17 protein-coding genes are annotated in these 19,269 nt (G+C 67.0%); all 17 read left to right on the top strand.

What is annotated here, in order from left to right; all coding sequences use genetic code 11:
• Positions 1-192 precede the first annotated feature (192 nt).
• A complete protein-coding gene (locus XI05_RS38875; RefSeq protein ID WP_271511777.1) occupies positions 193-1,443 on the top strand; it encodes an ABC transporter substrate-binding protein in 1,251 nt (416 codons plus the stop codon).
• 124 nt (positions 1,444-1,567) lie between these two features.
• The gene (locus XI05_RS38870; RefSeq protein ID WP_172784508.1) at positions 1,568-2,392 is read left to right on the top strand and encodes a helix-turn-helix domain-containing protein; all 825 of its coding nucleotides are present in this window, start codon (positions 1,568-1,570) and stop codon (positions 2,390-2,392) included.
• A gap of 283 nt (positions 2,393-2,675) precedes the next feature.
• Positions 2,676-3,686 carry a branched-chain amino acid ABC transporter permease gene (locus XI05_RS38865; protein WP_271511775.1) on the top strand — a complete coding sequence of 337 codons (1,011 nt, stop codon included), beginning with the start codon at positions 2,676-2,678 and terminating at the stop codon, positions 3,684-3,686.
• Between the two features lies 1 nt (position 3,687).
• Positions 3,688-4,770 carry a branched-chain amino acid ABC transporter permease gene (locus tag XI05_RS38860; RefSeq protein WP_271511773.1) on the top strand — a complete coding sequence of 361 codons (1,083 nt, stop codon included), beginning with the start codon at positions 3,688-3,690 and terminating at the stop codon, positions 4,768-4,770.
• On the top strand, positions 4,763-5,545 hold the full coding sequence (locus tag XI05_RS38855) for an ABC transporter ATP-binding protein (RefSeq protein WP_094974163.1): 783 nt from the start codon (positions 4,763-4,765) through the stop codon (positions 5,543-5,545). Before XI05_RS38860 ends, XI05_RS38855 begins: the two co-directional genes overlap by 8 nt.
• Positions 5,538-7,748 carry an ABC transporter permease gene (locus XI05_RS38850; RefSeq protein ID WP_271511771.1) on the top strand — a complete coding sequence of 737 codons (2,211 nt, stop codon included), beginning with the start codon at positions 5,538-5,540 and terminating at the stop codon, positions 7,746-7,748. The genes XI05_RS38855 and XI05_RS38850 overlap by 8 nt, the downstream gene beginning before the upstream one ends.
• 3 nt (positions 7,749-7,751) lie before the next feature.
• Positions 7,752-8,585 carry a phosphoenolpyruvate hydrolase family protein gene (locus tag XI05_RS38845; RefSeq protein WP_271511769.1) on the top strand — a complete coding sequence of 278 codons (834 nt, stop codon included), beginning with the start codon at positions 7,752-7,754 and terminating at the stop codon, positions 8,583-8,585.
• Between the two features lie 27 nt (positions 8,586-8,612).
• The gene (locus XI05_RS38840) at positions 8,613-11,531 is read left to right on the top strand and encodes a flotillin family protein (RefSeq protein ID WP_271511767.1); all 2,919 of its coding nucleotides are present in this window, start codon (positions 8,613-8,615) and stop codon (positions 11,529-11,531) included.
• A gap of 11 nt (positions 11,532-11,542) precedes the next feature.
• Positions 11,543-11,980, top strand: a complete 438-nt coding sequence (locus XI05_RS38835) for an SRPBCC family protein (protein WP_011086163.1) — start codon at positions 11,543-11,545, stop codon at positions 11,978-11,980.
• 2 nt (positions 11,981-11,982) lie between these two features.
• On the top strand, positions 11,983-12,426 hold the full coding sequence (locus XI05_RS38830; RefSeq protein WP_271511765.1) for an SRPBCC family protein: 444 nt from the start codon (positions 11,983-11,985) through the stop codon (positions 12,424-12,426).
• A gap of 3 nt (positions 12,427-12,429) precedes the next feature.
• Complete coding sequence (locus XI05_RS38825; RefSeq protein WP_271511763.1) at positions 12,430-13,248, top strand: FAD binding domain-containing protein; 819 nt, start codon at positions 12,430-12,432, stop codon at positions 13,246-13,248.
• A gap of 6 nt (positions 13,249-13,254) precedes the next feature.
• On the top strand, positions 13,255-13,731 hold the full coding sequence (locus tag XI05_RS38820; protein ID WP_271511760.1) for a (2Fe-2S)-binding protein: 477 nt from the start codon (positions 13,255-13,257) through the stop codon (positions 13,729-13,731).
• Between the two features lie 9 nt (positions 13,732-13,740).
• On the top strand, positions 13,741-15,333 hold the full coding sequence (locus tag XI05_RS38815) for a xanthine dehydrogenase family protein molybdopterin-binding subunit (protein WP_271511758.1): 1,593 nt from the start codon (positions 13,741-13,743) through the stop codon (positions 15,331-15,333).
• Positions 15,334-16,356 (top strand): xanthine dehydrogenase family protein molybdopterin-binding subunit, encoded by a 1,023-nt coding sequence (locus tag XI05_RS38810; RefSeq protein WP_271511755.1) that lies wholly within the window; start codon positions 15,334-15,336, stop codon positions 16,354-16,356.
• 10 nt (positions 16,357-16,366) lie between these two features.
• Positions 16,367-17,248, top strand: a complete 882-nt coding sequence (locus XI05_RS38805) for an AAA family ATPase (protein ID WP_172784497.1) — start codon at positions 16,367-16,369, stop codon at positions 17,246-17,248.
• Entirely contained in the window at positions 17,245-18,363 is a 1,119-nt protein-coding gene (locus XI05_RS38800) for a vWA domain-containing protein (RefSeq protein WP_271511754.1), read from the top strand. The genes XI05_RS38805 and XI05_RS38800 overlap by 4 nt, the downstream gene beginning before the upstream one ends.
• Positions 18,360-19,244, top strand: coding sequence for an amidohydrolase family protein (locus tag XI05_RS38795; protein WP_271511752.1), 885 nt, complete (start codon positions 18,360-18,362; stop codon positions 19,242-19,244). Before XI05_RS38800 ends, XI05_RS38795 begins: the two co-directional genes overlap by 4 nt.
• The last annotated feature ends 25 nt before the right edge of the window (positions 19,245-19,269 follow it).

Genomic DNA, 19,269 nt, shown 5'->3' with positions numbered 1-19,269 from the left:
GGCCCCCTGCTGCACCGCGAAATCACTCGCGCCGCAACATTCAAAAATGAGACTGCCAGTCAAGCCCAAGGAGGCCGCAATGCGTGCAGCGCATCCGACTTCGGTTAGCTTGCCTCCAAAGCCGCGGGCTTCGAGAGCCACGGGCATGCACGGTTCGTCGCGGCAACAAGCGATGACACAGGGGAGGAGCACATGTCGAAATGCAGCATCGGACTGCTCGCGTTGAGCAGCCTGTTTCTTTCGGGCGCGGCGATCGCCCAGGAAAAGATCAAGGTAGGCGTGACCGCAACGCTCGAAGGCACCTACACGGTGCTCGGCGAGGACGGCATGCGCGGCCATCAGACCGCGCTCAACGTGCTCGGCAAGAAGGTCGGCGACAAGGAACTCGAATTCATCGTCGCCTCGACCGATGCAACGCCGGACTCGGCCGTGCGCGCCGTGCGCAAGCTGATCGAGCAGGACAAGGTGCAGATCCTGCTGTCGCCGCTCTCCGGCGACGAAGGCATCGCGGTGAAGAATTTCGCCAAGACCCATCCCGAGCTGACGTTCATCAATGCCGCATCCGGTGCGCAGGAAACGACCTATGTCGACCCCGCCCCGAACTTCTTCCGCTACAACATGGACGGCGCGCAGTGGCAGGTCGGCCTCGGCAAATACGCCTATGAGGAAAAGAAGTATCGCAAGATCGCGACCGTCGGCGAGGACTATTCCTTCATCTACACCCAGGTGTTCGGGCTGGTGCTGGAATTCTGCGGCGCCGGCGGACAGGTCACCAACCGGCAATGGGTGCCGCTGGGAACGAAGGACTTCGCCTCCGTCATCGCCGCCCTGCCCGACGATGTCGATGCCATCTATCTCGGGCTCGGCGGCGCCGATGCCGTCAACTTCCTCAACCAGTATCAGCAGGCCGGCGGCAAGGCGCATCTGATGGGCGGTTCCATCATGATCGACCAGACCATCCTGTCGTCAAAGGGCAACGCCAAGAACGCGCTGATCGGCACCATTGCGGCGAGCGGCCAGGCCGACACCTGGGAGGACCCGGGCTGGCAGAAGTTCGTGAAGGCCTATCAGGACGCCTTCCCGCCCAACAAGCGCTTCCCGAGCCCGTCGCTGCTCGCCACCAACTATTATGATTCAACCATGGCGCTGATCCTCGCGCTGCGTCAGGTCAATGGCGACCTCTCCAACAACCAGGCGAAGTTCAGGGAAGCATTGGCGAAGATCGAGCTCGACGCGCCGAACGGCAAGATCAAGCTCGACTCGAACCGCCAGGCGATCGGCACCAACTTCGTCACCGAGGTCGTCGACGACAGCAAGGGCGCACTGTTCAGCAAGGTCGTGAAGGTGATCCCGAACGTGAACCAGACGCTCGGCTACGATCCGGCCGTGTTCTCCAAGATTGGGCTGCCGAGCCGCACCGTGCCGGAATGTAAGAAGTACTGACGCATCACATCAGGCAGACGCAACCGGGGAGCGACTCGCTGACGCGGTCGCTCTCCGCTCTTGCAATCTTGGCGGTGTTGTTGAAGGCTGGCCGAAAAGACAAGAACGTTCGGGAGGGGAAGGCATGAGCCGTGCGCTCGCCGTCTTCCATGGCCGCTTCGGCCGGGCGACGGTTTATCAGTTGAACCGCCCTTTCAATATCCACGCCCATCGCGAAGGTCATTTGATCTTCCATGTCGGCGGCATGCCGGCATGCATCGATGTCTCCGACGGGCATTACGATCTCACCGAGACGTCGGTCGTCGCCGTCAATCCCTGGGAACCACATAATTTCCTGCCGACCGATCTCGACGGCGGCGCGATCTTCTTCGTGCTCTACGTCAACGCCGAATGGTTTGCGCCGGATGCCTCCGGCTCCGACCGGTTGCGCTTCGGCCGCACCCAGTTCAGGCGCACGCCCGCGCTCGACAAGCACATCAGGCGGACCGCCGCGCTCGTGTGCGGCGCACCATCGCTCTCCAGCCTCGATTCCGAGCTGAGGCGGCTGATCGACATCTGCTACGACGAAAGCTGGCAGCAGGCCGAGATCGCGCGCGATCCGCGCGCAGGCGGCGTCACCGACTTTCGCGTGCGCAAGTGCATCAAGATGATGTCGGAGAGTCCCGGCGCCGAAATCGAGCTCGACACCATTGCGCGCGAATCCGGCCTGTCGCGGCCGCATTTCTACCGGCTGTTCCGCGTGCAGACCGGGGTCACCCCGAACCTCTATCTCAACACGCTGATCATGGAACAGGCGCTTGAAGCGCTGGTGGCGAGCGAGACGCCCATCGCCGACATCGGCTTCGACCTCGGCTTCTCCTCGCAGAGCGGTTTCACGCGTTTCTTTGCCGCCAATGTCGGGATGGCTCCGACCGATTATCGTCGCGCCGCCAAGGTTTTGCGCGCCTGAGCGCAGGCCACGAAAAGATACTCACGATCAAACGTCGCCCTCGCCGCCTGGCTAGGATGCCGGCAACGCGATCCCGAAAGAGGATCGCGAGTCCAGGGAGGACGTTCGTCCATGGCAGGGCCAGCAGCCGGCAACGGCTTGCATGCCCCCTCGCCCCGCTTGCGGGGAGAGGGTTGGGGTCGGGGAGAGTCTCCGCTAGCGCGGTGGCAGTTTGACTCGCGGAGAGTCCCCCTCACCGCCCGCTACGCGCCGGCTCTCTCCGCAAGCGGGGCGAGGTGAAGCCATGAGCCGCTTCGTCGAACGCCATCCGGCCTGGGCGCTGATCACGATCATCGCGATTGCGGTCGTGCTCTGGCTGATCTTCGCGGTCTGGCCGCCGGGGCTGGAAGAAGCGATCGGCCGCAAGCGCGTCTTCCTCAACGCGGTGTTCAACGGCATCACGCTTGGTGGCCTCTACTTCCTGGTCGCCAGCGGATTCACGCTGATCTTCGGCCTAATGCGCAACGTCAACCTCGCACACGGCTCGCTCTATCTGTTCGGCGGCTATGTCGGCTATGCCATCAGCACATCGACCGGTTCGTGGATCCTCGGCTTCATCGTCGCCTTTATCCTGACCGCCTTTGTCGGCGTGCTGCTGCAGGTGATCGTGTTCCGCCGGATGGAGGGCCAGGATCTCAGGCAGACCATGGTGACGATCGGGTTGTCGATCGTGTTTGCCGATCTCATGCTGTGGGCCTGCGGCGGTGACTTCTACCAGATCCAGACCCCGAACTGGCTGATCGGTCCGATCGAGCTGCCGCTGGTGACGGCGATTAAATCCTCGGGCGAGCCGGTCTATCTCAGATATCCGCTCGTCAGGCTCGTGATCTTCGTGGCCTCCGTGGTCATTGGCGTCGCCATGTGGCTCGCGCTCAACCGCACCCGGATCGGCATGATCATTCGCGCCGGCGTCGACGATCGCGACATTCTTGCCGCAACCGGCGTGCGCATCCAGCTCGTCTTCGTCGGCGTGTTCGCCTTCGGCGCGGGGCTTGCGGGCATCGCCGGCGTCGTCGGCGGCACCTTCCAGTCCTTGTCACCCGGCGAAGACATCCGCTTCCTGCTGGCGTCCCTCGTCGTCGTGATCGTGGGCGGCATGGGCTCGATCCCGGGCGCCGCGCTCGGTGCGCTGATCATCGGCCTCGCCGAGCAGCTCGGCTCGGTCTACATCCCGACCTACGCCATCGTCGTGACCTTCCTGATCATGGTGGTGGTGCTGGCGATCCGGCCGCAAGGCCTGTTGGCGAGGCGCTGAGATGTCCCTCGCCCACGACGCCCCCGTCGCCGTAGACCGCGCCACCAAGGCGCAGCGCCCGGCCCGGACATGGCCGGAGATCAACAATCCCGCCGCCTGGGCCGTCGCGGCCATCCTCCTGATCATGCCGCTGATCGCCAGCGGCTTCTTCCTGATCGAGATCTTCGCGACCACGCTGATACTCGGCACCATGGCGCTGAGCCTGATGTTCCTCGCCGGCTATGGCGGCATGGTCAGCCTGATGCAGCTCACCATCGCAGGCTTCTCGGCCTACATGGTCGCCGTGTTCGGCGTCAGCGGCAACGCCAATATCAGCCTGGGCTGGCCGTGGTGGCTCGCAGTGCCGATGGCGCTGGCGCTGGCGACCGCCTTCGGCACGCTCGGCGGCGCGCTCGCGGTGCGCACCGAAGGCATCTACACCATCATGATCACGCTCGCCATTGGCGCTGCCTTCTACTATTTCACCAACCAGAACTGGGCGATCTTCAACGGCCATACCGGCATCAACACCGTGGCCACGCCGCACTTCTGGGGCGTGAACTGGCGCGCCGACATTCCCTTCTACTATGTCGTGCTCGCGGTCGCTGCGATCTGCTACTTCGCGGTCGAATATGTCTCGCGCGCCCCGTTCGGCCTCGCGCTCCAGGGTGTGCGCGACAATCCGCGGCGCATGGCGGCGCTCGGCTTCAACGTCAATGCGCACCGTGTCGCGGCCTATGCTTTCGCATCGTTCGTCGCCGCGCTCGCCGGCGTGCTCCAGGTCTGGAACTATCGCCAGATCTCGCCGGGCTCGGTCAGCGTCGGGGCCTGCATCGACGTGCTGATCATCGCCGTGGTCGGCGGCATCACGCGCCCGATCGGTCCCTTCATCGGCGCGCTGATCTTCGTGCTGCTGCGCACCTTCGCGCTCGACTTCCTGGTCCGCCTCGGGCTCGACGGCAACCGCTTCCGCCTGCTGATCGGGCTCGGCTTTCTCGCCATCGTGTTCTGGTCCTCGGACGGCGTCATCGGGCTGTGGCAGCGCTGGCGTCAGTATCAGCGGCGCGAGGTGAGCCGCGCCGGCGGAGGGCGTCGTCATGGATAGCGTCGCCCAACGCCTCTCCGCAGTCGGTGCCGGCGCCGCGCTCGAGCTGCGCGGCGTGACGCGGCTGTTCGGCGCGCTCGCGGCGCTGACCGACGTCACCATCACCGTGCGGCCGGGCGAGCGGCGCGCGGTGCTCGGCTCGAACGGTGCCGGCAAGACCACGCTGTTCAACTGCATCACGGGCGACTTCCCGCCCTCCTCCGGCACCATCCGCTTCTTCGGCGAGGACGTGACGCATTTCCCGCCCTATGAGCGCATCCGCCGCGGGTTGCGTCGCACTTACCAGATTTCGGCGCTGTTCCCCGGCCTCACCGTACAGGACAACGTCTATCTCGCCTGCCGCGGCGTCTCGCGCGGACGCTTCTCGTTCCTGCGTCCGGGACAGAATGATGCGCTGATGCATGCGGCCGACAATCTCGTACAGGCCGTGCATCTGTCCGCCGTGAAGGACCAGCGCGTGGCCGAGCTCGCACACGGCCAGCAGCGCCAGCTCGAGATTGCGCTGGCGCTCGCCGGCGCGCCGCGCTTCGTGCTGTTCGACGAGCCGGCCGCGGGCCTGTCGCCGACGGAGCGGGCCGAGCTGATCGAGATCCTGACATCTCTGCCCGCCCATATCGGCTACATCATCATCGAGCACGACATGGACGTCGCCCTGCGCGTGGTCGAGAGCGTCACGATGATGCACAACGGGCGCGTCTTCAAGGAAGGCGTGCCGCAGGAGATTCAGTCCGATCCTGAAGTGCAGGAGCTCTATCTCGGAGGCGGCCATGAATGAGGTCCGCCGCACCAGCGCCGCCCTCGAGGTCCGCGGCCTCGACGTCTACTATGGCCACTCGCACGCCTTGCAAGGGGTCGATCTTACGCTTGACAGCGGCGTGTTCTCCGTCGTCGGCCGCAACGGCATGGGCAAGACCACGCTGTGCAAGGCGATCATGGGGCTGGTCGGCGTGAGCGGCGGCTCGATCCGCGTCCGCGGCGAGGATGTCACGCGGCGGCCGCCGGCCCAGACCGCGCGGCTCGGCGTCGGCTATGTGCCGCAAGGCCGCCGTCTCTGGCGCTCGCTCAGCGTCGATGAGCATCTGCAGCTTGCCGGCGGCATGCGGCAAGGGGCCTGGACCGTCGAGCGGATCTACGACACCTTCCCGCGCCTCGCCGAACGCAAGGGCCACGGCGGCGGCCAGCTCTCCGGCGGCGAGCAGCAGATGCTGGCGATCTCGCGCGCGCTGCTCACCAACCCGCACCTGCTCATCATGGACGAGCCGACCGAAGGTCTCGCGCCGGTCATCGTGGCGCAGGTCGAGGAAATGCTGCTGCGGCTGGGTGAAGACGGCGACATGTCCGTGCTCGTGATCGAGCAGAACATCGGCGTCGCCACCGCGATCTCGCGCAACGTCGCGATCATGGTCAACGGCCGCATCAACCGCATCATCGATTCCGCGCGCCTTGCGGCGGACCGCGAACTGCAGCAGCGCCTGCTCGGCGTCGGGCTTCATGCGGAGCTCGAACCGGAGATCGACGTCGCCGCATCCGCCGCCGAAACGAAGCCGACGCCGGTGCCCCGCCGCGACGGACCGGTGCGCATTTACATCTCCAACCCGACGCTGCCGACGCGATGGTCGCAACCGGTACCGATCACGCGCATCGAGGCCGCGGCGCGGACGCTCTCGACGCAAGTCGCGCGGCTCGACGAGACGGCGCGGCGCAAGCGCGAGCCGGTGGCGGCGCAGGCCTCGGGCCCGCCGGTGGTGCTGGTCGTCGGCACGCTCGATACCAAAGGCCAGGAGCTGCGCTACATCCGCGACATCATCGCCGAAAGCGGCCTGCGCACGCGGCTGGTCGACGTCTCGACCAGCGGCAAGCATTCATCCTGCGATGTCTCGGCGCAGGAGATCGCCCTGAACCACGGCCGCGGTGGCTCCGCCGTGTTCGGCACCGACCGTGGTGCCGCGGTGACCGCAATGGCAGATGCGTTTGCCAACTGGCTGCGGCGCCAGGGCAATGTCGCCGGCGTGATCTCGGCGGGCGGCTCGGGCGCGGCCTCGCTGGTCGCGCCGGGCATGCGCGCGCTGCCGGTCGGCGTGCCCAAGCTGATCATCTCCTCGGTCGCATCAGGCGATGTCGGGCCCTATGTCGGCCCGGCCGACATCACCATGATGTACTCGGTCACTGATGTGCAGGGGCTGAATTCGATCTCGCGCGCGGTGCTCGCCAACGGTGCCAATGCGCTCGCCGGCATGGTCAAGGCGCGGCTCGACGCCCGTGCCGCAACGGCGCGCGAGGCCGGCGGGCCGCCTGCAATCGGCATCACCATGTTCGGCGTCACCACGCCGGCCGTGCAGAAGATCGCTAGTGACCTGCGCGAGGATTTCGAGTGCCTGGTGTTCCATGCCACCGGCGTCGGCGGACGCTCGATGGAGAAGCTCGTCGAGTCCGGCCAGCTCGCCGGCGTGATCGACCTCACCACGACAGAGGTCTGCGACCTCTTGATGGGAGGCGTGTTGCCCGCCACCGAAGACCGCTTTGGTGCGGTCATCCGCAGCCGCCTGCCCTATGTCGGCTCGGTCGGCGCACTCGATATGGTCAATTTCGGCGCGCCCGACACCATTCCCGAGCGCTATCGCGGCCGCAAGTTCCACGTCCACAATCCGCAGGTGACGCTGATGCGGACGACGGTGGAGGAGAACGAGCGCATGGGCCGCTGGATCGGCGAGCGGCTGAACAAGATGGATGGCCCGGTGCGCTTCTTCCTGCCCGAGGGCGGCGTCTCCGCCCTCGACGCGCGGGGACAGCCGTTCTGGGATCCGGATGCCGACGCCGCGCTGTTCCGCACGCTGGAGCGGACCGTGCGGCAGACCGGCAACCGCCAACTCATTCGCATCCCTAAGAACATCAACGATCCCGATTTCGCCGCCGCCATCGTCAGTGCGTTCAAAGCCCTGTTCGGGCGCACCGGGGTGCGTCGGAGACTCGCGAGGTGACCGATGGTCAGGTTTGAACGCACGGTACTGCTGAAGAGGTTTCGCGACATGGCAAGGCGCGGCGAGCCGATCGTCGGCGGCGGCGCCGGCACCGGGCTGTCAGCCAAATGCGAGGAAGCCGGCGGCGTCGACCTCATCGTCATCTACAATTCCGGGCGCTACCGCATGGCCGGGCGCGGCTCGCTCGCGGGTCTGATGGCCTATGGCGACGCCAACGCCATCGTGCTGGAAATGGCGAACGAAGTGCTCCCCGTGGTCGACCAGACCCCGGTGCTTGCGGGCGTCAACGGCACCGATCCGTTCCGCGACATGGACGTCTTTCTCGACCAGCTGAAGGCGCTCGGGTTTGCCGGCGTCCAGAACTTTCCGACGGTCGGCCTGATCGACGGCACCTTCCGCGCCAATCTCGAAGAGACCGGCATGTCCTATGCGCTCGAGATCGACATGATCGCCAAGGCGCACGATAAGGACATGCTGACCACGCCCTACGTGTTCAGCGAGAAGGAAGCCGCGGCGATGGCGATCGCGGGCGCCGACATCATCGTCTGCCACATGGGCCTGACGACCGGCGGCACCATCGGTGCGCAGACCGCGCCAAAGCTCAAGGATTGTCCGGCGCGGATCGACACCTGGGCCAGCGCCGCGCTCAGCGTCAATCCGGACATCCTGGTGCTGGCGCATGGCGGCCCGATCGCCGATCCCACTGATGCCGATTTCATCATGAAGAACACCCGTCATTGCCACGGCTTCTACGGGGCGTCCTCGATGGAGCGGCTGCCGGTGGAGCGGGCGCTGACGGAACAGGTACGTCAATTCAAGGCGATCGGCGCGCGATAACGCCTGATAGGTTCGAGGGAGGGAAGGATGTCAGGGATTCTGGTCGGTGAATTGATCCTCTGGCTGATCGTCGCGATCATCGTGATCGTGGTTGGCGTCTATATCGTGAACTGGCTCTACCACCGCTCCTCCAAGGAGACCTCGTTCGTCCGCACCGGCTTCCTCGGCGAACGCGTGGTGATCAATGGCGGCGCCTTCGTGCTGCCGTTCATTCACGACTACACGCCGGTCAACATGAACGTGCTGCCGATGGGCATCGTGCGCTCGAAGCAGGATGCCGTGATCACCCGCGACCGCATGCGCGTCGACATCGAGGCCGACTTCTACGTCCGCGTGCAGCCGACCCGGGAGGCCGTCTCGATCGCCGCAGCGACGCTCGGCCGCCGCACCCTGGAGCCCGGGCAGCTGCATGCGCTGCTGGCCGGCAAGTTCATCTCGGCGATCCGTTCGGTCGCCTCCGAAATGACCATGGAGGAGATGCACGAGCGGCGCGGCGACTATGTCGCGCGGGTCAAGACCGAAGCGGCGGAAGCTCTCGCGCAGAACGGCCTCGAGCTGGAATCGGTCGCGATCACCGATCTCGACCAGACTGACCTCGAGTTCTTCAACCCTTCGAACCGGTTCGACGCCGAAGGCCTGACCCGGTTGATGGAGGACATCGAGGCCAGACGCAAGCTGCGCAACGACATCGAGCAGGATTCGATGATCAAGATCCGCTCACGCAATCTGGAGGCCGAGCGGCAGGCGCTCGAGATCGAGCGCGAGAGCGAGACCGCGCGCCTGGAGCAGGAACGCGACATCGAGATGCGCCGCGCGCTTCAGCGCACTGAGGTCGCGCGCGAGCGGGCCCTGCGCGAGACCGAGGCCGAACAGGCGCAGATTTCCGCCCGCGAGGCCATCGAACGCGCCCGCATCGCCAATGAGCAGGCGATCGCCGAGGCCCGCATCGCCTCGGAGCGCGAGACCCGCCAGAAGGAGATCGAGCGGACCCGCACCATCGAGGAGAAGGAGCTGCTGGCGCGCGAGGAAATCGAGAAGACCCGAATCGCCAACCAGCGCTCGATCGACACCACCCGCATCGCCTCCGAACGCGAAGTCCGCCAGCGCGAGATCGAGCGGATGCGCACGGTCGAGGAAGCCGAGATCGCCGCGCGCGAGGCCATCGAAAAGGCCCGCATCCAGCAGGACCGCGTCGTCACCGACGCCCGCATCGCCAACGAGGAGGAGACGCGCCGCCGCGAGATCGAACGGACGCGCGCAGTCGACGAGGCCGAGATTGCCGCCCGCGAGGCCACCGAGAAGGCCCGCATCGCCCAGACGCTGATCGTCAATGTCGAGCGTATCTCTTCGGACGAGCGCACCCGCGCGCTGGAGATCCAGCAAGTGCGGACCATCCAGGAGGCCGAGATCGAGGCGCAGCGCGCGGTCGAGGCCGCCCGGATCGCCCGGGAGCGGACGCTGGCCGCGGAGCGCATCGCCGCCGAGCAGAACACGCGGCAGCTGGAGATCGAACGCAACCAGGCGCTCGATGTCGCCGGCATCGCCGCGCGCGAGACCACGGAAGCCTCGCGCATCGCGCAAGAGGAGCGCGTGCGCGCGCTGGAGATCGCCCGCAACCGCGCCGTCGAGGAAGCTGATATCGCCTCGCGCGAGGCGATCGAGGCGGCCCGCATCGCCCAGGAGAAGGCGGTTGCGGCCGAGCGCATCCAGGCCGAACGCGAGACGCGCGCGCTGGAGATCGAGCGGACCGGCACCCTGGAGGCGGCCGAGTTGAAGCGGCGCGACGCCATCGAGCGCCAGCGCATCACCGTCGATCTGGCGCTGGAGGCCGAGCGCATCAATTCCTCCAAGAAGCGCGAGGTGCTCAACATCGAGCAGAAAAAGGCGATCGAGATCGCGGACGAGGACCGCGTCATCGCGCTGTCGACCAAGAAGTCCGAGCGGATCGACGCCGACCGCCACGTTCGGCAGGCCGAGATCGTCGCGCGCAAGGAGGTCGAGACCACCGACGTCTCGCGCGAGCAGGCGCTGGAGGCCGCCCGCATCGAGCGGCGCCGCGCCATCGAGCAGCTCGAGGTCGCCCGCGTGCAGTCGCTGCAGGAGGCCGAAATCGCGGCGCGCGAGGAAGTCGAGCGCGCCCGCATCGCCTCCGACCGCGGCCTCGACGAGGCCCGCATCGGCCGCGAGCGCGAGCTGCGCAAGCTCGAGGTCAATCGCGAGAAGGAAGTCGAGACCGTCCTGATGGAGAAGGCGATCGCGATCCACACGAAATCCCTGGAAGAGTCCGCGGCCAAGGCCTCTGCCGAGGAAGCCCGGATCCGCGCGACGGAAGCCACCGAGCGCGTCGTCACCGCGCGAGAGAGCGAGATCGCCAAGCGGCGCAAGACGGTGGAAATCCTGCTTGCGGAGAAACAGGCCGAGGAGACCCGCATCGCGGCCGAGGCCGAGCGTGTGCGCGCGGCTGTCGAGGCGGAGGCGCAGCGGATGCTGAACGAGGCCGAGAACGTGCTGACCGATCAGGCGCGCTACTCGCTGTTCCGCAGAAAACTGCTCGACCGCATCGAGGGCATCGTGCGCGAGAGCGTCAAGCCGATGGAGAAGATCGAGGGCATCCGCATCCTCCAGGTCGACGGCCTCAACGGCAACGGCCATGGCAACGGCAATGGCGGCCGCAGCGCCACCGACGAGGTGATCGACTCCGCCCTGCGCTACCGCGTCCAGGCGCCGCTGATCGATTCCATCCTGTCGGACATCGGCGTCGAGGGCGGCAGTCTCGCAAAGATGCCGGGGCTGATCCGCGAGGCCCGCGACATGCAGGGCATCAAGGAGGCCGCGCGCAAGGGTAGCGGCGGAGGTGGTGGCGGTGGCGACAAGCCGGCGGCCTCCTCGCCCGCGGCCGAGGGCGGCGAGCCGCCGGCCGAGCGCGGGCCGCGGAAGAAGAGCTGAGGTCTTGAGCGATGGCCCGCGTCTACGTCTCCACTGTCGTCAACGCCCGCAACGACCGCGTCTGGGCGCGGGTCCGCGATTTCAACGGCCTGCCGAACTGGCATCCGGCCATCGCCGAAAGCCGGATCGAGGGCGGCGAACCCTCCGACAAGATCGGCTGTGTCAGGGATTTCCGCCTGCGCAACGGTGACCGCATCCGCGAAAAGCTGCTCGGCCTCTCCGACTACGACATGTTCTGCACCTATTCGATCCTGGAATCGCCGATGGGCGTCGAGAACTACGTCGCCACCCTGCGGCTCACGCCCGTCACCGATGGCGACCAGACCTTCATGGAATGGACGGCCGAATTCGACTGCGCGCCGGAACGGGAGACCGAACTCGTCAACAACATCGGCGGCGGCGTATTCCAGGGTGGCTTCGACGCCCTGAAACGCGTGTTCGGAGGCTAGCCGTGCCGCATATCGTCAAGAGCACGATCCTGAACGCACCGACCGACGCGGTGTGGGACGTGCTGCGCGATTTCAATGGGCACGATCGCTGGCACCCGGCGGTTGCGACCTCCTCGATCGAACGCGCGCAATCCGCCGACAAGATCGGTTGCGTCAGGCGGTTCAAGCTCAAGGACGGCTCGGAGCTGCGCGAGCAGCTGCTGGCGCTGTCCGACCTCGAACAGACCTTCACCTATTGCCTGCTCGATACGCCGGTCCCGATGTTCAACTACGTCGCCCATGTCCGCTTGCTGCCCGTCACCGACGGCGACCGCACCTTCTGGCACTGGGAATCGCGCTTCACGACGAAGCCGGACGATCGGGACCGCATTACCCACATGGTTGCCGAAGACATCTATCAGGCCGGATTCGAAGCGATCCGCCGCCATCTGAAGGAGGCCGCTTGAGCCATGGCCGTGACGGTAAAGACCTTTGCCAATGCGAGCGAGGCGGCTGGCGCGCTGTCGTCGGACCGTAGCGCGCGCTATCTCGGCGGCGGAACGCTGGTGATGCGCGCGCTGAACGAAGGCGACGTCTCGATCTCGACCATCGTCCGGGCGCAGGACCAGGCACTGACGCGGATCGATGCCTCGGGTCCGCGCATCACGCTCGGTGCCGGCGTCACCTTCGCGCGCGTGCTCGCCGAGCGCGATCTCGCCTTCCTGCATGCCCCTGCCCGCTCGATCGGCGGTCCTGCCGTGCGCAACATGGGCACGGTCGGCGGCAATCTGTTCGCGCCGACCCCTTACGGCGATTTCACCGTAGCGCTGCTGGCGCTCGACGCCACCATTGCGGTGCAAGGCGGCTTCGGCTCGCGCGATATTCCGATCGAGGAGTTCTTGCAGGGGCGCGAGCGCCAGGCCGGGACATTGGTGCTGTCGGTGTCCTGCACGCGGCCGGCCAGCAGCGAGGCGTTCCGTTATCGCAAGATCGCGCGCATCAAGCCGAAGGGCGGCTCGGTGATCACGCTCGCCGCGCATCTGCCGGTCAGCGGCGGACGGATCGCGGGTGCGCGGATTGCGCTGGGCTCGATGGCGCCGACGCAAATCCGCGCCCGCGCGGCGGAGCGCGCGCTGGAGGGCCGCTCGTTGGACGCCGCCACCATCGCGGCTGCGGCCTCTGCGGCCACAGAAGGAACATCGCCATCCGACAACGCGCTCGGCAGCGCCTGGTATCGCCGCGAGATCGTCGGCGTGCATTTGCGGCGCCTGCTGTCGGAACAGGAATAGCTCGCCATGACAAAGATCCCCCTGCAATTTCGCCACAACGGCCGCGACGTCGCGATCTTCGTCGACGGCGGCACCAACCTGCTGGTCGCGCTGCGCGAGCTGATCGGCGACATGACGCCGAAATTTGGCTGCGGCCAGGGCGGCTGCGGCACCTGCAGCGTACTCATCGACGGTGAGCTTCACCTCTCCTGCCTGACGCTGGCCGAGACCGTCGCCGGCCGTTCGGTTGAGACACTCGACGGCATGAAGCAGGGCCCGAACCTGCATCCGCTGCAGCGCGCCTTCGCCGACAATTTCGCCGCCCAATGCGGCTATTGCACGCCGGGCATGCTGATGGCCGCGAAAGCGCTGCTCGACCGCAATCCCGCCCCCAGCCGAGCCGACGTGGTCGAAGCGATTTCCGGCAACATCTGCCGTTGCACCGGCTACGAGCCGATCATCAATGCCATCCTCGCCGCCGCGGGCGGCCGGGCCAGCGCCTGAGGTCAGACCATGCTGGAACTGCGCAAGGACATATTTGCCGACGAGCGCGACGATAACCTGAAGGAAATCGGCAAGGGCACGCAGCGGCAGGACATGCTCGGCCACATCACCGGCACGTCCAGCTATTTCAATGATCACATGCTGCAGGGCATGCTGCACCTGAAGGTCGTTCGTTCGACCCAGGCCCATGCAAGGCTGCGCCGGATCGACACCACCGAGGCCGAGCGCTCGGCCGGCGTACGCCGGATCATCCGCGGCGCGGACGTCCCGCGCAACCTCAACACGCTGCTCAGCCTGATCAACTTCGGCAAGGACGACGAGCCGTCGCTGGCCGTCGACAAGGTCCGCTACAAGGGCGAGCCGATCCTCGCCATCGTCGCGGACAGCGAGCGCGAGGCGTTCGAGGCGATCGCAAAGGTCAAGATCGATTACGAGCCGCTGCCGATCGTGTTCGACGTCGAGGATGCGCTCAAGCCCGGCGCGCCCGTGGTCAACGAGACCTATCCGAAGAACGCCTTCATCTATCACGACGTCTACGACCACCAGCGCCTGCGCTTTGGCGATGCCGATGCGGCGCTCGCGACTGCCGACCACGTGCTCGAGCAGCGCTACCAGATGTCGCCGATCGAGCACGCGCCGACCGAAACCAACGGCGCCATCGCCGCACCCGACACCAACGGCCGCTACGTCGTCTATACCTCGACCCAGGCGCTGTTCTTCTCGGTCGACACCTGCGCCAAGATCCTGGACGTGCCCTCGAACACCTTCCACTTCATCGGTGGCACCGTCGGCGGCGGCTTTGGCGGCAAGGTGGACACGCTGACCGAACCGCTCGCAATCCTTGGCGCCATGCTGACGGGGCGCCCCGTCCGCTATGTGTTCGGCCGCGAGGAGGAGATGCAATACGGCCCGCCCCGCGGCGCCGAGCGGATCTACATCAAGGACGGCGTCATGCGCGACGGCCGCATCGTCGCGCGCAAGATCCGCGCCTATTTCGACAGCGGCGCCTATACGCGGCTGTCGAGCTATGCCGCGGTGAAATGCGCCGCCCACCTGCCGGGGCCCTATACCATTCCGAACGTCTATGGCGACGTCTATTGCGTCTTCACCAACCGTACGCCGGCGACCGCCATGCGCGGCTTCGGCGTCACCGCGATGGACTTTGCCATCGAATGCCAGATGGACAAGCTGGCAAATCTCGTCGGCATGGACCCGATGGAGTTCCGGATTCTGAACGCATATCGCGACGGCGACATGAAGGCGCACCGGCGCGAGGCCAAGAACACCGCGCTAATCGAATGCGTCCAGGTTGCGGCCGAGAAGGCCAAATGGCCGATCCGCGACGAGTTCAGGCGCGCCTCCTCGCGCAAGGACGGCGGCGGCAGCCGCGCCGTGATCCCGCCGACACCGACGGATCCGCGGGCGCGGCCGGCCGCGCCTGCGCAGCAGCGCACGAGCTATGACCGCGCGCCGATGACGACGACGCGGGAGCCGCCGCGCGAACCACCGCCGCCGGCGCCGCCACCTCCCCCGCCACGCCCGGCCGCGCCGTCGCACGGCGCGACCCGGTTCTCATCCGTGTTCGGCACCAGGAGGCGCTAGATGGCCAGGCATCGCGGACGCGGCATGGCGTCGATCAACTATCCCATCGGCATGAATCTCGGCGGCGATCCGAGCCAGGCACTGGTGCATTCCAACCCGAGCGGCAAGTTCACGGTGGCGCTGTCGTCGATCGACCTCGGCCAGGGCATGAAATCGGTGACGCGGCAGATCTGCGCCGAGACCCTGGGTGTGCCGGTCGAGGACGTCTATGTCGACACGGCCGATTCCGACACCGGCCCGCATTGCATGGGCTCGTTCGCCTCGCGCGGCACTCATCGCGTCGGCAACGCCGTGATGGCCGCCGCCCGCGAGGCGCGCGGCGTGATGATGGAGGCCGCGGCCGAGGAGCTCGAGGTCAACGCCGCGGATCTCGAAACCGACGGGCGCGGCAACATCCACGTCAAGGGCGCGCCGCACCGTTCGATCTCGACCAAGGACGTCGCCATCGCCGCGCAGTTCAAGCAGGGCAAGACCATCTCGGGCCGCGGCATCTTCCTCGTGCCGCTGTCGAACGTCGATCCCGAGACCGGCGAGATGTCGCCGGCAACCTGCTATGCCCATGCCTGCCTCGTCGCCGAGGTCGAGGTCGATGACGAGACCGGCGAGGTCGCGATGGTCCGCATGGACTCCGCCTATGAGCTCGGCCGCGCGCTCAACCCGCGCCTGGTCGAGCAGCAGCTGGTCGGCGGTGCCTGGATGGGCGTCAGCCACGCACTTTACGAGACGCCGGAGCCATACTATCCCGATCCCGTCCACGGGCCTCGCGACTTCGTCGAATATCTGATGCCCGGTCCCGGTGATATCTGTCCGCATGATATTGCCGTGCTGGAGCGTCCCGCCCCCGATGGGCCCTTCGGGGGAAAAGGCCCTGGCGAGATGTGCGCCAATCCGGTGCTGCCGGCGGTGGCGAATGCGATCTTCAACGCCGTCGGCGTCCGCATCGACGACCTGCCGATCACGCCGGAAAAGGTGCTGCGCGCGATCAAGTCCCAGGGCGGCGCGCGGCCGCAGGCGCGGCGCTAGAGGACCGGCCGTGGCGGTTCGCAGCAACATCGTCGGCATCGACAGCCCCGAGGCGCTGGAGAAGGCGCTGCGGGCAGCCTATTACCTCGCCGACGAGGGCCTCGCGACCGCCGCCTATCTCGGACTTGCGCTGGGCAAGCCGCTGCTGCTGGAAGGCGCTCCGGGCGTCGGCAAGACGGAAGCCGCAAAGGCCATTGCCGCCGTGCTCGGCCGCCGCCTGATCCGCCTGCAATGCTACGAGGGCATCGACGCGTCTGCCGCGCTCTATGAGTGGAACTATCCGCGGCAAATGCTGGCGATCCGCCAGGCCGGTGATGAGAGCATCGACATCTATGGCGAGACGTTCCTGATCGAGCGGCCGATGCTGGCCGCGCTGCGCGCGCCCGATTCCACCGTGCTCCTGATCGACGAAATCGACCGCGCCGACCAGGAGTTCGAGGCCTTCCTGCTCGAATTCCTCTCCGACTTCCAGATCTCCATTCCCGAGCGCGGCACGGTCCGCGCCGCCGAGCGGCCGGTCGTCGTGCTGACCTCGAACCGAACACGCGATCTGCACGAAGCGTTGCGCCGCCGCTGCGTCTATCACTGGATCGACTATCCCAGCGCCGAGCGGGAGGCGCGGATCATCATGATGCGCGCATCCAGCGTCGCAGAAGCCACGGCCCGTGCCGTCGTGGCGGCCGTCGAGAGATTGCGGCGCGAGCCGCTGAGCAAGGCGCCCGGCATCGCCGAAGCCGTCGACTGGGCCGAGGCCGCGACCCTCCTCAACAAGGGCGGCGCGCGCTGGCCTGATGCCTTCAAACGCTCGATCGGCGTGGCGCTCAAGGACGAAGAGGATCTGCACTTCATCGCACCGCGGCTCGATGCCATGCTCGCGGAGGCGACCGCATGAGCCTTGAACCGCAGCTCCCGCGCGCTGTCCGCACCTTCGTTTCCTTCGTCGCGTTGCTGCGCGCCAACGGCTTCGCCGTCGCGCCGGAGCAGACCACTGCGTTCCTCGCCGCGATCGCGCTGCTCGGACCGCGCAAGCTCGAGGACATCAGGCAATCTGCGCTCGCCACCCTCGCCCCGCCGCCCGAGCGCCGCGCCACCTTCGACCGGCTGTTCGACCTGCATTTCCGCGGCAGCGAGGCGATCGAGCGTGCCGAAGACGGCGAGGACGACGAGACCGTCCGGTTGCAGGAGGAAGGTCGCGGCGACGAGGAGCCCCTGCTCTCCGACGACGCCACCGAGTCCGGTCTGACTGCATCGCGCACCGAGGCGCTGGTCGAGCGCCGCTTCGCGCAGCTCTCCACGACGGACGCCCTCCGACGCCTGGCCCGCGAGGCCCCGCGGCGCCTGCCGCGGCGGCGCGGCCACCGCCGCATGCGCGCACGCCGCGGTCCCTTCGCCGATCTCCGCCGGACTTTACGTGACTCCGTCCGCAGCGACGGGGAGATTTTGCGGCTCGGCCACATGAAGCGGCGTCAGCGCCCGCGCAAGATCCTGCTGCTGATCGACGTCTCCGGCTCGATGAAGAGCCGCACCGAGGAGAACATGAAGCTCGCGCACGCGCTGGTGCAGGCCGCGCCCAATGTCGAAGTCTTCACCTTCGGCACGCGGCTGACCCGTGTCACCCGCACGCTGCGGCTGAAACGCCGCGAGCAGGCGCTGAGCGCCGCGGCCCATCTGGTCAGCGACTGGGACGGCGGCACCCGCATCGGCGACGCGCTGCAAGCCTTCCTGGCGGTCCCACGGTTCGGCGGCTACGCCCGCGGCGCCGCCGTGATCATCGTGTCCGACGGGCTCGAGCGCGGCGAGCCGGACGCCCTTCGCGGCGCCGTCGCGAAACTGTCGCGGCGGGCCTGGCGCCTGAGCTGGCTGACGCCGCTCGCGACCGGCCCCGGCTTCCGTCCGCAGACCGAAGCGCTGGTCGCGATCGAACGCTTCGTCGACGATCTCGTCGACGGCGGGTCGAGCGCATCGATCGTCGCCCATGTCCTGGCACTGGGAAGGAGAGCTGCGTGAACGACATTGTCGACGGCCATCATCACATCTGGCGGCAGGCCGATCTGCCCTGGCTGACCGGCCCCATGCAGCCCCGCATCTTCGGACCGTACGAGCCGATCCGGCGCGATTATCCGATCCAGGAATATCTCGACGATCTCAAGGACAGCGGCGTCACCCGCTCAGTCTATGTGCAGACCAACTGGGCGCCCGAGCATTTCGAGGAGGAGGCTGCCTGGGTGCAGCGAACCTCCGACGAACACGGCTGGCCGCACGCCATCGTCGCATACGCCAATTTCGCGGCGGACGACGTCCGCCCGCAACTCGACCGCCTCAAGCGCTACCCACTGCTCCGCGGGGCACGCATGCAGCTGCACTGGCACGAGAACCCGCTCTATCGCTTCGCGGCGCGTCCGGATCTCTGCGCCGATCCCGTGATCCGTCGCAACGTCGCGTGTCTGGCCGATTACGGCTGGAGCTTCGACCTCCAGGTCTTCACGCCGCAGATGCCGGATGCGGCGCAGCTCGCCGAGTCCTGTCCCGGCGTGACCTTCATCCTCCAGCACGCCGGCATGCTCGAGGATCTCTCGCCGGCTGGACGGGCGGCCTGGCGCGCCGGGATGGCCCGGCTCGCGACTTGTCCGAACGTGGTCTCGAAACTGTCCGGGCTCGGCACCTTCATCCACCGCAACGATCCCGTGCATATCGCCGCCGTGCTCACCGACACCGTCGCGATCTTCGGCGCCGAGCGCTGCCTGTTCGGCTCCAATTTCCCGATCGAGAAATTGTGGACCAGTTATCGCGAGCTCGTCGAAGCCTTTCGCGCCGCCGCCGCCCCGTTCAGTGCGGAGCAGCAGGATGCGATCTTTAAGGCAACGGCGACGCGCGTCTATCGGCTCTGACAGACAAGAAACGACACAGGAGGGA

Source organism: Bradyrhizobium sp. CCBAU 11357, assembly GCF_028128865.1.
Taxonomy (GTDB): Bacteria; Pseudomonadota; Alphaproteobacteria; order Rhizobiales; family Xanthobacteraceae; genus Bradyrhizobium.
The sequence above is the reverse complement of the archived record's forward strand: the minus strand, read 5'-3'. Positions and strand labels throughout refer to the sequence as shown.